At 58.1% G+C, this 13,956-nt stretch carries 11 protein-coding genes; 7 read left to right on the top strand and 4 right to left on the bottom strand.

What is annotated here, in order from left to right:
• Positions 1–60: 60 nt before the first annotated feature.
• The 4 genes from gyrB to dnaA are packed head-to-tail and all read right to left on the bottom strand — an operon-like array spanning position 61 to position 6,270.
• Positions 61–2,481 (bottom strand): DNA topoisomerase (ATP-hydrolyzing) subunit B, encoded by a 2,421-nt coding sequence (gene gyrB / locus HU737_RS22830; protein ID WP_186553127.1) that lies wholly within the window; start codon positions 2,479–2,481, stop codon positions 61–63.
• Positions 2,482–2,485: 4 nt separating this feature from the next.
• A complete protein-coding gene (gene recF, locus HU737_RS22825) occupies positions 2,486–3,589 on the bottom strand; it encodes a DNA replication/repair protein RecF (protein WP_186553126.1) in 1,104 nt (367 codons plus the stop codon).
• 13 nt (positions 3,590–3,602) lie between these two features.
• Positions 3,603–4,706, bottom strand: a complete 1,104-nt coding sequence (gene dnaN / locus HU737_RS22820) for a DNA polymerase III subunit beta (RefSeq protein ID WP_186553125.1) — start codon at positions 4,704–4,706, stop codon at positions 3,603–3,605.
• A 40-nt stretch (positions 4,707–4,746) separates the two neighbouring features.
• Positions 4,747–6,270, bottom strand: a complete 1,524-nt coding sequence (gene dnaA, locus HU737_RS22815; protein ID WP_186553124.1) for a chromosomal replication initiator protein DnaA — start codon at positions 6,268–6,270, stop codon at positions 4,747–4,749.
• Positions 6,271–6,876: 606 nt separating this feature from the next.
• On the opposite strand from dnaA, the gene rpmH reads away from it, so the two are divergent.
• The 7 genes from rpmH to rsmG all read left to right on the top strand — a co-directional run bounded on the left by rpmH (position 6,877) and on the right by rsmG (position 13,952).
• Entirely contained in the window at positions 6,877–7,011 is a 135-nt protein-coding gene (rpmH, locus tag HU737_RS22810; RefSeq protein WP_002551315.1) for a 50S ribosomal protein L34, read from the top strand.
• Between the two features lie 13 nt (positions 7,012–7,024).
• A complete protein-coding gene (gene rnpA, locus HU737_RS22805; protein WP_186553240.1) occupies positions 7,025–7,429 on the top strand; it encodes a ribonuclease P protein component in 405 nt (134 codons plus the stop codon).
• Positions 7,422–7,667 carry a membrane protein insertion efficiency factor YidD gene (gene yidD / locus HU737_RS22800; protein ID WP_011536514.1) on the top strand — a complete coding sequence of 82 codons (246 nt, stop codon included), beginning with the start codon at positions 7,422–7,424 and terminating at the stop codon, positions 7,665–7,667. Before rnpA ends, yidD begins: the two co-directional genes overlap by 8 nt.
• Before the next feature lie 2 nt (positions 7,668–7,669).
• Positions 7,670–9,355, top strand: coding sequence for a membrane protein insertase YidC (gene yidC, locus HU737_RS22795; RefSeq protein WP_186553123.1), 1,686 nt, complete (start codon positions 7,670–7,672; stop codon positions 9,353–9,355).
• A gap of 92 nt (positions 9,356–9,447) precedes the next feature.
• Positions 9,448–10,818, top strand: a complete 1,371-nt coding sequence (mnmE, locus tag HU737_RS22790; RefSeq protein ID WP_186553122.1) for a tRNA uridine-5-carboxymethylaminomethyl(34) synthesis GTPase MnmE — start codon at positions 9,448–9,450, stop codon at positions 10,816–10,818.
• A gap of 594 nt (positions 10,819–11,412) precedes the next feature.
• Positions 11,413–13,305 carry a tRNA uridine-5-carboxymethylaminomethyl(34) synthesis enzyme MnmG gene (mnmG, locus tag HU737_RS22785; protein ID WP_186553121.1) on the top strand — a complete coding sequence of 631 codons (1,893 nt, stop codon included), beginning with the start codon at positions 11,413–11,415 and terminating at the stop codon, positions 13,303–13,305.
• On the top strand, positions 13,302–13,952 hold the full coding sequence (gene rsmG, locus HU737_RS22780; RefSeq protein ID WP_186553120.1) for a 16S rRNA (guanine(527)-N(7))-methyltransferase RsmG: 651 nt from the start codon (positions 13,302–13,304) through the stop codon (positions 13,950–13,952). Before mnmG ends, rsmG begins: the two co-directional genes overlap by 4 nt.
• Positions 13,953–13,956 lie beyond the last annotated feature (4 nt).

Below are 13,956 nucleotides of genomic sequence, written 5' to 3'. Positions count from 1 at the left end.
CATGAAAAAGCCCGCTTACGCGGGCTTTTTCATGCAGCTTGTCGGTGAAACTACACCTGATCAGAAGTCCAGGTTGGACACCGACAGGGCATTGCTTTCGATGAAGTCGCGGCGTGGTTCCACCGCATCACCCATCAGGGTGTTGAAGATCTGATCGGCAGCGATCGCGTCTTCGATGGTGACCTTGAGCATGCGGCGCACGGTTGGGTCCATGGTGGTTTCCCACAGCTGCTCCGGGTTCATCTCACCCAGACCTTTGTATCGCTGGATGGTGTGACGCTTGGCGGTTTCGTTCATCAGCCAGTCCAAGGCTTCCTTGAACTCGGTGACCGCCTTGCGACGTTCGCCACGCTGCACATACGCACCTTCGCCGAGCAGAGTGCTGAGCTTGCCACCCAGGTTGACCACGGTGCGGTAGTCGTTGCTGCCGAAGAAGTCGCGGTTGAAGGTGATGTAGCTGGCCAGACCGTGCGAAGTGATCTCCACCTCCGGCAGCCAGACATTGCGCTCTTTGTCTTCACGCAGGCTGGCTTTGTAGGCCAGGCCAGACTTCTGGCTGTTGTTCAGGCGCGCCTGGAACTTGGCCAACCAGTTTTCCATGTGCGCGTGATCGCCCAGCTGCTCAAGGGTGACTTCATCCAGGTAGATGAAGTGCTCGGTCAGCTCTTGTGGGTACAGGCGCGACAGACGCTTGAGGGTTTTCATCACACCGCGGAAATCGTTCACCAGGCTTTCCAGCTGTACGCCGGAAACCGCAGGTGCCGATTCGTCCAAGTGCAGGCTGGCGTCATCCAGGGCCGACTGCGTCATGTACTCTTCCATGGCGTCGTCGTCTTTGATGTATTGCTCTTGCTTGCCCTTCTTGACCTTGTACAGCGGCGGCTGAGCGATATAGATGTAGCCACGCTCGACCAGCTCCGGCAACTGACGGAAGAAGAAGGTCAGCAGCAGGGTACGGATGTGCGAACCGTCAACGTCAGCATCGGTCATGATGATGATGTTGTGATAGCGCAGCTTGTCGATGTTGTACTCTTCGCGGCCAATGCCGCAGCCCAGTGCGGTGATCAGCGTACCGACCTCCTGGGACGAGATCATCTTGTCGAAGCGTGCTTTCTCGACGTTGAGGATCTTACCCTTGAGCGGCAGGATCGCCTGGGTGCGACGGTTACGACCTTGCTTGGCCGAACCACCTGCAGAGTCACCCTCCACCAAGTACAGTTCAGAGAGGGCAGGGTCCTTCTCTTGGCAGTCGGCCAATTTGCCCGGCAGGCCAGCGATATCCAATGCGCCTTTGCGGCGAGTCATCTCGCGTGCCTTGCGCGCTGCTTCACGAGCGCGGGCAGCGTCGATCATCTTGCCGACCACCGCCTTGGCTTCGTTGGGGTTTTCCAACAGGAAGTCGGCGAAGTACTTGTTCATTTCTTGTTCCACGGCGGTCTTCACCTCCGAGGAAACCAACTTGTCCTTGGTCTGCGAGCTGAACTTCGGATCCGGCACCTTGACCGAGATGATCGCAGTCAGACCTTCACGGGCATCGTCACCGGTGGTCGCGACCTTGTTCTTCTTGGCCAGGCCTTCTTGCTCGATGTAAGCGTTCAGGCTGCGGGTCAGCGAAGAGCGGAAGCCCACCAGGTGAGTACCACCGTCGCGCTGCGGAATGTTGTTGGTGAAGCACAGCAGGTTTTCGTTGAAGCTGTCGTTCCACTGCAGGGCGACTTCGACACCGACACCGTCGTCACGCTGCACATTGAAGTGGAAGACCTGCGTGTTCACCGGGGTCTTGTTGGTGTTGAGGTATTCAACAAACGCGCGCAGACCACCTTCGTATTTGAAGAACTCTTCTTTACCGCTGCGTTCATCCTTGAGCAGGATGCCAACACCAGAGTTGAGGAAGGACAGCTCGCGGATACGCTTGGCGAGGATGTCCCAGCTGAAGTGGATGTTCTTGAAGGTTTCAGCCGACGGCTTGAAGTGGATGTGGGTACCGGTGGTTTCACTTTCACCGACTACGGCCATAGGTGCCTGAGGCACACCATGCACGTAGGTCTGCTCCCAGATCTTGCCGCTGCGGCGAACAGTAAGGATCAGCTGCTCGGAGAGGGCGTTAACAACGGAAACACCAACCCCGTGCAGACCGCCAGAAACTTTGTAGGAGTTGTCATCGAACTTACCGCCTGCGTGCAGGACGGTCATGATGACCTCAGCCGCCGATACACCTTCTTCTTTGTGCACGTCGACCGGAATGCCGCGACCGTTGTCGCGAACACTGATGGATTCGTCTGGGTGGATGATGACGGTAATGTCATCGCAGTGACCGGCGAGGGCTTCGTCGATCGAGTTGTCGACCACTTCGAAGACCATGTGGTGCAGGCCGCTACCATCATCGGTGTCGCCAATGTACATGCCGGGACGTTTGCGTACGGCATCCAGCCCTTTCAGCACTTTAATGCTGGAGGAATCGTACGTTTGATTTTCGCTCATGCCTTCACTCCCGATGGTCGTGGGTCTGGGTGATACGGCCTTGTTCCACGTGGAACAAAGCAACTGGCGTTTCCGTCTGCCAGCCTTCCCTCAGTAATTCGTGATCTACACAGGTGATGAAAACCTGGCAGCGTAATTCTTCAAGCAAGCGGCATAATGCGCGGCGGTGCTGCTCGTCCAGTTCGGACGGCAAGTCATCCACGAGATAGATACAGAGACCGCGACGGGCTTGGCTGACCAAGTGGCCTTGGGCGATGCGCAATGCACACACCACAAGTTTTTGCTGCCCACGGGACAGGATATCCGCAGCGTTGTTTGCGCCAATACGAAGACGTAAATCAGCACGCTGAGGACCGGCCTGGGTATGGCCCATTTGCTGGTCACGGTGAAGAGAAGAGGCGAGTACTTCGTTGAGTTCCCGGTCCTTGTCCCAGCCGCGGTAATAGCTCAGGGTCAATCCATCCAGCTCGACCAGTTCGCTCAGGGTTCGCTCGAAGACGGGCTTCAAGGCCTTGATATAGTTGCGACGGTATTCATCTATCTCCGCGCTGGCCAGGCACAATTCCCGGTCCCAGGCGGCTTGCGAAGCAGCGTCAAGTGTACCATGCCGCAACCATGAGTTCCGCTGTCGCAGTGCCTTCTGCAGACGTTGCCAGGCCGCCATGAAGCGTGGTTCCACGTGGAACACACCCCAATCGAGGAACTGCCGCCGAATTTTCGGTGCGCCTTCGAGCAAGCGGAAGCTGTCTGGGTTGATCAACTGCAACGGCAGCAGCTCTGCCAATTGAGCAGCACTGCGGGCATTCTGCCCGTCAATGCGGATGGAGAACTCCCCCTGTCGCTCACGCGAAACACCTAGATTACTGGTACCACCTTCGGCCAACTGAACCTCGCCAAACACGGTGCAGGTTGGCTGCTCGTATTGGATAACAGGGTTCAGTCGAGTACTGCGGAAGGAGCGAGCCAGGCCCAATAGATAGACGGCTTCCAGAACACTGGTTTTGCCGCTACCGTTGGCGCCGTAAAGAATGTTGATGCGGGGGGAGGGAGAGAGGGTCACTGGGTGCAGGTTGCGCACCGCAGTGACCATGATGCGTCTTAGGGACATTATCTGCTACAGATTACAGACGCATCGGCATGACAACGTAAGACGAGTCGTCGTTGCCGGCTTCCTGCAGCAGGGCGCTGCTGTTGGAATCGGACAGAATCAGACGAACTTGCTCCGTAGTCATGACGCCCAGCACATCCAGCAGATAGCTGACGTTGAAGCCGATTTCCAGCGAGCTACCGTTGTAGTCGACGCTGATCTCTTCTTCGGCTTCTTCCTGCTCTGGGTTGTTGGCTTGAATCTTCAACTGGCCAGCAGCCAACTGCAGACGAATACCGCGGTACTTCTCGTTGGACAGGATCGCAGTCCGGCTGAACGCTTCGCGCAGGGCCTGACGATCACCGATGACCAGCTTGTCGCCACCCTTGGGCAGAACGCGCTCGTAGTCAGGGAACTTACCGTCGACCAGTTTCGAGGTGAAGGTGAACTCGCCAGTGGTCGCACGAATGTGATGCTGGCCCAGGACGATGCTGACCATGCCTTCTGGATCGGTGAGCAGGCGCGCCAGTTCAAGGATACCTTTGCGTGGAACGATGACCTGGTGGCGCTCCGCCTGGCCGATCGCGGCTTGCATGGAGCACATGGCCAAACGGTGACCGTCGGTGGCAACCGCACGCAGGGTGTCGGTCGACACTTCCAGCAGCATGCCGTTCAGGTAGTAGCGTACATCCTGCTGGGCCATGGCGAAGCTAGTGCGCTCGATCAGACGACGCAGCTTGCTTTGTTCCAGGTTGCAGGTCAGCGAGCCCGGGCCTTCTTCCACAGTCGGGAAGTCATTGGCCGGCAAGGTGGAGAGGGTGAAGCGGCTACGGCCAGCTTTGACCAGCAGCTTCTGCTCGTCCACTTTAATGTCGATCAGGACATCGCTCGGCAGGCTTTTGCAGATGTCCATCAGCTTACGCGCTGGGACAGTAATTTCGCCCGGCTCAGCCGGCTCTTCCAGTTGGACGCGGCCAACCAGCTCGACTTCCAGGTCGGTACCGGTCAACGACAGCTGCTGGCCTTGCACGACCAGCAGGACGTTGGACAGGACCGGCAAGGTCTGGCGGCGCTCGACGACACCTGCGACCAGTTGCAGGGGTTTCAACAGGGCTTCGCGTTGAATGGTGAAATGCATGGTCTAGTCCCTTGCCTTCAAATAGCTGCGCCGACGGCCATCAGGTCGTCAGCGTGCGCAGCAGGTTCTTGTAGTCCTCGCGGATGTCCGCGTCGGATTCCTTCAATTCATTGATCTTGCGGCAGGCGTGCAGCACGGTGGTGTGGTCGCGGCCGCCAAACATGTCGCCGATTTCCGGCAGACTGTGGTTGGTCAGCTCCTTGGACAACGCCATGGCCACCTGACGTGGGCGAGCTACCGATCGCGAACGCCGCTTGGACAGCAGGTCGGAGATCTTGATCTTGTAGTACTCGGCCACGGTGCGCTGAATGTTATCCACACTCACCAGTTTGTCTTGCAGCGCCAGCAGATCCTTGAGCGACTCACGGATCAGCTCGATGGTGATGTCGCGCCCCATGAAGTGCGAGTGAGCGATGACACGCTTGAGCGCGCCTTCCAGCTCACGCACGTTGGAGCGGATGCGCTGGGCGATAAAGAACGCCGCATCGTGAGGAAGTTCCACCTTCGCCTGGTCGGCCTTCTTCATCAGGATCGCTACGCGGGTTTCCAGCTCTGGCGGTTCGACGGCAACCGTCAGGCCCCAACCAAAGCGCGACTTCAGACGCTCTTCAAGGCCTTCGATCTCTTTTGGATAACGGTCGCTGGTAAGAATTACCTGCTGACCACCCTCGAGCAAGGCGTTGAAGGTGTGGAAAAACTCTTCCTGCGAGCGCTCTTTGCGGGCAAAGAACTGGATGTCATCGATCAGCAACGCATCCACCGAACGATAGAAGCGCTTGAACTCGTTGATCGCATTGAGCTGCAACGCCTTGACCATGTCGGCAACGAAGCGCTCCGAGTGCAGGTAGACCACCTTGGCGTTCGGATTCTTCTTGAGCAGGTGGTTACCCACAGCATGCATCAAGTGCGTCTTACCCAGGCCCACACCACCGTAGAGGAACAGCGGGTTGTAGCCATGCTTGGGGTTATCGGCGACCTGCCAGGCAGCTGCCCGAGCCAATTGGTTGGACTTACCTTCAACGAAGGTATCGAACGTGAAGGTTCTGTTGAGGTAGCTGGTGTGCTTGAGCGCACCTTCTACCTGCACGGTCCGTTGCTCAGTGCGCGTGGTAGCACTCGGGACCACTGGCGTATCGCCCATCGAGTCGAAACTGTCGCGCGACGACGGCTGTTCCACTTCGTTGGTCAAAAGCGGCTCGACCGCCTGCACAGCAACCGACTCATTCTGCGTGAGTACAGGCGCTGGCTGCTGGGGCTGAGCTTTGGCGGCGACCGCAGCACTGACCGGAGCATTGGGAGCGGCGCGCGGCGCAGAGCTGCGGCGGCTGCCTATTAATAAGGAAAGCGCTGGCGCCAGGCCATTGCCGTGTTCGCCCAGCAGCTCGAGCAGACGACCCAGGTATTTTTCATTGACCCAATCGAGGACGAAACGGTTGGGCGCATAAACGCGCAACTCGTCGCCTTCGGCTTCGACCTGTAGCGGACGGATCCAGGTGTTGAATTGCTGGGCAGGCAGTTCATCGCGCAGAAGCTCCACGCACTGCTGCCAAAGTTCCACTGACACGGATATCCCCTGAGTTGAAAGCCGGATGAGGCAAAAGCAAACCGCCATTGTACCGGGCGAGCGGTTACTTATCCACATGAGACAGCGACTTGAACCATGACAGAGCAGTCAAATGATGGCCAAAACGCCGTCACTGCCATGTGAATAAGCTCTGTGGATAACCGCCCCTAAGGTCTATGCACAACCCTGGGCTCAAGCCTGTTGATAACTCTGCTGTGGATAACGACCACTTTAATCCACAGCTTGTCCGCATGCGCAGCACAGCCGGAGCACCGGTTGCGGACAAGGTTTCAAAACTCTGTACATGGCGTGAATCATGGCCTGTAGATGGTTATCCACAGATAGTGGCTTGCCTAAGATCTATAAGTTATTCAAAAAAGCTTTTTATATGTCTCTTTTATTTTTTCATGTTGTCCACTCTTTGAGATTCGATCAAGCCTGTCGATCCCTTCTTCTAGAAGTCAGCGAGATGTCAGGTAGAAGCCATGCCATCCATAAGGAAAGGTTGGTTGGAAATTGACCTATTGGCTTGCTTTCTCTAGAATCGCCGATCTCTTAAAACGGGGGCCATTCCGGCCCGTAGTCGACGAACCCAGGTAACACGCCATGAAACGTACTTTCCAACCAAGCACCATCAAGCGCGCGCGCACCCACGGCTTCCGTGCCCGTATGGCCACCAAGAACGGCCGCGCTGTTCTGTCGCGTCGTCGTGCCAAAGGCCGTAAGCGTCTGGCCGTTTGATTTTTCGGCACAGGTGGTGAGTCAGGACTTCAGTCGGGAAAAGCGACTGCTTACACCCCGGCATTTCAAAGCGGTCTTCGACTCGCCAACCGGCAAGGTTCCAGGTAAAAGCCTGCTAATCCTTGCCCGCGAGAACGGCCTCGATCACCCGCGCCTTGGCTTGGTGATCGGCAAGAAGAGCGTCAAGCTCGCCGTTCAACGCAATCGCCTCAAACGCTTGATGCGCGATTCCTTTCGTCTGAATCAGCAGAGTCTTGCTGGATTGGACATCGTGATCGTCGCGCGCAAGGGCTTGGGCGAAGTAGAAAACCCAGAATTGCACCAACACTTTGGCAAGCTCTGGAAGCGCCTCGCTCGTAATCGGCCCTCTCCAGCGGTTAATGCCGATTCTGCAGGGGTAGACAGTCACGATGCGTAAACTGGCCCTCGTCCCGATCCAGTTTTACCGTTACGCCATTAGTCCACTGATGGCCAGCCACTGTCGTTTCTACCCCAGCTGCTCCTGTTACGCCTACGAAGCCATAGAAAACCATGGCCTGTTGCGTGGTGGGTGGCTAGCCGTTCGTCGCCTGGGGCGTTGTCATCCGTGGAACGACGGCGGTTTCGATCCCGTCCCTCCCGCTCCTTCCTCCCGAACTTCTTCGATAGCCGAGTAATCATGGATATTAAACGCACGATCCTGATCGTCGCCCTGGCAATCGTGGCCTACGTGCTGGTCCTCAAATGGAACCAGGACTACGGTCAGGCTGCACTGCCGACTCAGCATACTGCTGCCAGCAACGCTGCCCCGGCCCTGCCCGATACCGTGCCGGCCGGCAGTAACAACGGCGCCAGCGCCGATGTGCCGAGCGCCAATGCTGAATCCAGCCCAGCCGAACTGGCTCCGGTTGCAGTCAGCAAGGACCTGATCCGGGTCAAGACCGACGTCCTTGAACTGGCTATCGATCCGGTCGGTGGTGACATCGTCCAGCTGAACCTGCCCAAGTACCCACGTCGCCAGGACCATCCGGACATTCCGTTCCAGCTGTTCGATAACGGTGGCGAGCGTGTTTACCTGGCCCAGAGTGGTCTGACTGGCGTTAATGGGCCGGATGCTCGTTCTTCCGGTCGTCCGCTGTACGCCGCTGAACAAAAGAGCTTCCAACTGGCCGATGGCCAGGAGCAGCTGGTCGTTGACCTGAAGTTCAGCGAGAACGGCGTCAACTACATCAAGCGCTTCAGCTTCAAGCGCGGTGAGTACGACCTGACCGTCAGCTACCTGATCGACAACCAAAGCGCTCAAGCCTGGTCGGGCAACATGTTCGCCCAGCTCAAGCGTGATGCCAGCTCCGATCCTTCGTCGAGCACGGCTACCGGTACCGCGACCTACCTGGGCGCTGCCCTGTGGACGCCTTCCGAGCCGTACAAGAAAGTGTCGATGAAAGACATCGACAAAGGCAGTTTGAAAGAAAATGTGTCCGGCGGCTGGGTTGCCTGGCTGCAACACTACTTCGTAACTGCCTGGATTCCTGCCAAGTCGGATAACAACGTTATCCAGACTCGTAAGGACAGCCAAGGCAACTACATCATCGGCTACACCGGCCCAGCGCTCAGCGTGCCTGCCGGCGGTAAAGTCGAAACCAGCGCCATGCTGTACGCAGGTCCGAAGATTCAGTCCAAGCTCAAAGAGTTGTCCCCAGGCCTGGAACTGACTGTCGACTATGGCTTCCTGTGGTTCATCGCTCAGCCGATCTTCTGGCTGCTGCAACATATCCACAGCATCCTGGGTAACTGGGGCTGGTCGATCATCGTCCTGACCATGCTCATCAAGGGCCTGTTCTTCCCGCTGTCGGCTGCCAGCTACCGCTCGATGGCGCGCATGCGTGCCGTTTCGCCAAAACTGGCCGCGCTGAAGGAACGCTTCGGTGACGATCGCCAGAAGATGTCCCAGGCGATGATGGAGCTATACAAGAAAGAGAAGATCAATCCGCTGGGTGGCTGCTTGCCAATCCTGGTGCAGATGCCAGTGTTCCTGGCCCTGTACTGGGTACTGCTGGAAAGCGTAGAAATGCGCCAGGCCCCGTGGCTGCTGTGGATTACCGACCTGTCGATCAAGGATCCGTTCTTCATCCTGCCGATCATCATGGGCGCGACCATGTTCATCCAGCAGCGCCTGAACCCGACTCCGCCGGATCCGATGCAGGCCAAGGTGATGAAAATGATGCCAATCATCTTCACCTTCTTCTTCCTGTGGTTCCCAGCGGGTCTGGTGCTGTACTGGGTTGTGAACAACTGCTTGTCGATTTCGCAGCAGTGGTACATCACTCGTAGCATCGAAGCTGCGGCCAAGAAGGCTGCCGCTTGACGGGCTGCTAAGCTAGCCTGTGAATAAAAACGCCCCCTCGTGGGGCGTTTTTGCTATCTGTCTGTTGAATTTGTCGTAAGAGGCTTTCGAGCATGAACACTGTGCGTGAAACCATTGCCGCCATCGCTACCGCTCAGGGCCGCGGCGGGGTCGGCATCGTCCGCCTGTCTGGCCCCCTGGCGAGCCAGGCCGGGCAAGCTATTACCGGGCGCACTCTCACGCCCCGGCATGCTCACTACGGGCCGTTCCGCGATCAGGACGGGCTGGTACTGGATGAGGGCATCGTGCTGTTCTTCCCGGGGCCGAACTCGTTTACCGGTGAAGACGTCCTGGAACTACAAGGCCATGGCGGCCCGGTAGTGATGGACATGCTACTGCAGCGCTGCCTGCAACTGGGCTGCCGCCTGGCGCGTCCTGGTGAATTCAGCGAGCGTGCATTCCTCAACGACAAACTCGACTTGGCCCAGGCCGAAGCGATCGCTGACCTGATCGAGGCCAGCTCGACCCAGGCCGCACGCAATGCCTTGCGTTCGTTGCAGGGCGAATTCTCCAAGCGCGTTCACTCGCTGACCGAGGCACTGATCGCGCTGCGGATCTACGTCGAAGCTGCGATCGACTTCCCTGAGGAAGAAATCGACTTTCTCGCCGACGGCCATGTGCTGTCGATGCTCGATGCAGTGCGCAGCGAGTTGTCCACAGTGCAGAAGGAAGCTGGCCAGGGCGCGCTGCTGCGTGACGGTATGAACGTGGTGATTGCCGGACGGCCCAATGCGGGCAAGTCGAGCCTGCTCAACCGCCTGGCTGGGCGTGAGGCGGCCATCGTCACCGATATCGCCGGCACTACCCGGGATATCTTGCGGGAACATATCCACATCGACGGCATGCCGTTGCACGTGGTCGATACCGCAGGGCTGCGTGACACAGACGACCATGTGGAAAAGATCGGCGTGGAACGTGCGCTCAAAGCGATCAGCGAGGCTGACCGGGTGTTGCTGGTTGTGGATAGCACGGCCCCTGAAGCAAGCGATCCCTTCGCCTTGTGGCCAGAGTTTCTCGATCAGCGCCCAGATTCTGGCAAAGTCACCTTGATTCGTAACAAGGCAGACCTGAGCGGGGAAGCGGTGGCCATGGAGCAATGTGACGATGGCCATGTGACCATTACCCTCAGCGCCAAGGGCGATGACAGCGGCTTGCTGCTGCTGCGCGATCACCTGAAAGCATGCATGGGTTATGAACAGACCTCAGAGAGCAGCTTCAGCGCCCGTCGACGCCACCTGGAGGCCTTGAACCAGGCTAGCGCGCACCTTGAGCATGGTCGTGACCAGCTGACCCTGGCCGGCGCTGGAGAGCTGTTGGCGGAAGATCTGCGTCAAGCTCAGCAGGCGCTGGGAGAGATTACCGGCGCGTTCAGTTCCGATGATCTGCTGGGGCGTATCTTCTCAAGCTTCTGCATCGGCAAGTAATCCACAACCGCTCCCCTCCAGTTACCGCCGATCAGCAAGGTAGTACCTGTGGGAGCGGGTTCACCCCGCGAAGAACACACCCCGATGAATAGCGAGGGCTGCGCTTTCGTCGGTGGATAAACCGCTCCTCCACAGCCTACCCCCATCTATTTTCCAATTTCCTTTGAAGACCCACGCCTTTGATTTCATCAACAGGTGCGTTTTCGTTCGTCTAAGCCCTGTGGAAAACTCACCTTCAGCTCAGTTGATAAACCCCCTTCAGAGCTGAGGACAAATCCACCTGTGGGTAAATAGGCATTTCATCCACAGGCTAAATGCGCTTATCCATAGCCCTCATGGCCACTCAAGCACAGGGTTTAATTTCTCTGTACATACCATGAATATTGGTGTGTAGAGCTTTATCCACAGAAAAGGCGGTGCATAAGAATAAACATAAAAACAAAGCTTTTTTAATTTCTTCCTTTTTAATTTCTGTTATCCCCGTTCATCCACAGCCTGGTCAAAATTTGCTCAAAAGGTTTCTTTAGCAGGTAGGAAGTCCCTATACTTGTCGGCTTACCTTCTCTATTCGCAAAAACAGGCACGAGGTGCGTGGTGGATTTCCCTTCCCGTTTTGAAGTGATCGTCATCGGCGGCGGCCATGCCGGTACCGAGGCTGCGCTTGCGTCTGCACGCATGGGGGTAAAAACCCTGCTGCTGACCCATAACGTGGAAACCCTCGGTCACATGAGTTGCAACCCCGCTATTGGTGGGATCGGCAAGAGTCATCTGGTCAAAGAGATCGATGCGCTCGGCGGCGCCATGGCGTTGGCCACCGACAAGAGCGGCATTCAGTTCCGCGTGTTGAACAACCGCAAAGGCCCGGCCGTCCGTGCGACCCGTGCCCAGGCTGACCGCGCGATCTATAAGGCGGTGGTCCGTGAAATCCTGGAAAACCAACCGAACCTGTGGATATTCCAGCAGTCCTGCGACGACCTGATCGTCGAACAGGACCAGGTCAAGGGCGTGGTCACGCAAATGGGTCTGCGGTTCTTCGCCGACTCGGTGGTACTGACCACTGGCACATTCCTCGCCGGACTTATTCACATTGGCTTGCAGAATTACACCGGCGGCCGCGCCGGTGATCCGCCCGCCATTGCCCTGGCCCACCGCATGCGTGAACTGCCGCTGCGCGTCGGCCGGCTGAAAACCGGTACGCCGCCGCGTATCGATGGCCGCTCTGTGGACTTCTCGGTGATGACCGAGCAGCCCGGCGATACGCCGATTCCGGTGATGTCGTTCATGGGCAATGCGCAGATGCACCCGCGCCAGGTCAGCTGCTGGATCACCCACACCAATGCCCGCACCCACGAAATCATTGCTTCGAACCTCGACCGTTCGCCGATGTATTCCGGGGTTATCGAAGGTGTCGGCCCACGTTACTGCCCGTCGATCGAAGACAAGATCCATCGTTTCGCCGACAAGGAAAGCCATCAGGTGTTCATCGAGCCGGAAGGCCTGACCACCCATGAGCTGTACCCCAATGGCATTTCCACATCGCTGCCGTTCGACGTGCAGCTGGAGTTGGTCCGCTCGATCCGCGGCATGGAAAACGCCCACATCGTGCGCCCGGGCTATGCCATCGAGTATGACTACTTCGATCCGCGTGACCTGAAGTACAGCCTCGAAACCAAAGTGATTGGCGGCCTGTTCTTCGCCGGCCAGATCAACGGCACCACCGGCTACGAAGAAGCTGGCGCTCAAGGTCTGCTGGCCGGAACCAACGCCGCACTGCGTGCGCAGGGTCGGGAAAGCTGGTGCCCGCGTCGCGACGAGGCGTACATCGGCGTACTGGTCGACGACCTGATTACCCTGGGGACCCAGGAGCCGTACCGCATGTTCACGTCGCGCGCCGAGTACCGCTTGATCCTGCGTGAAGACAACGCCGACCTGCGTCTGACCGAGAAGGGCCGCGAGCTGGGCTTGATCGATGACCAGCGTTGGGCTGCGTTCTGCGCCAAGCGCGAAGGCATCGAGCGTGAAGAGCAGCGCCTGAAGTCGACTTGGGTTCGTCCCGGCACGCCGATGGGCCAAGCCGTTGTGGATAAGTTCGGTACGCCGCTGAGCCACGAATACAGCCTGCTCAACCTGCTGGCTCGCCCGGAAATCGACTATGCCGGCCTGATCGAGGCTACTGGCGGTGAGGCACTTGACCCGCAAGTGGCTGAGCAAGTCGAGATCAAGACCAAGTACGCCGGATACATCGACCGTCAACAGGATGAGATCGCTCGTCTGCGCGCCAGCGAAGACACCCGCCTGCCTGTGGATATCGACTACACGACGATCTCCGGCCTGTCCAAGGAGATCCAGGGCAAACTCGGCCAGACTCGCCCGGAGACCCTCGGCCAGGCTTCGCGCATCCCCGGCGTGACCCCGGCGGCGATTTCCCTGTTGCTGATTCATCTGAAAAAACGCGGCGCAGGCCGCGAATTGGAGCAAAGCGCTTGAGTTCCTTGGTCACCCCGCAACACGCAGAAGAGTTGTCCACAGGCGCGCGCCAGCTCGGTGTCGAGTTGAGCCCACAGCAGCACGAGCAACTGCTGGGCTACCTGGCCCTGTTGATCAAATGGAACAAGGCCTACAACCTGACCGCAGTGCGCGACCCGAACGAAATGGTCTCGCGGCATCTGCTCGACAGCCTCAGCGTCATGCCGTTTATCCACAGCGACACGCAAAGTTGGCTGGATGTCGGCAGCGGCGGTGGCATGCCGGGGATTCCTTTGGCTATCCTGCACCCGCACAAGCAAGTGACGCTGCTCGACAGCAATGGCAAGAAAACCCGCTTCCTCACCCAGGTGAAGATGGAGCTGAAACTGGACAACCTGCAGGTTATCCACAGCCGGGTCGAAGAGTATCAACCGGCGCAGCCGTTCAGCGGGATCATCTCGCGGGCATTCAGCAGCATGGAGAACTTCACCGGCTGGACTCGCCACCTGGGCGACACGCGGACGCTTTGGCTTGCAATGAAAGGGCTGCATCCTGCCGACGAACTGGTAGCATTGCCCGCAGACTTCACAGTGGAAAGCGAGCAGGCCCTGACCGTTCCGGGTTGCCAGGGCCAGCGCCATCTGCTGATACTGCGCCGCAAGGCATGACTGG

Source organism: Pseudomonas urmiensis (assembly GCF_014268815.2).
GTDB classification, from domain to species: Bacteria; Pseudomonadota; Gammaproteobacteria; order Pseudomonadales; family Pseudomonadaceae; genus Aquipseudomonas; species Aquipseudomonas urmiensis.
The sequence above is the reverse complement of the archived record's forward strand: the minus strand, read 5'-3'. Positions and strand labels throughout refer to the sequence as shown.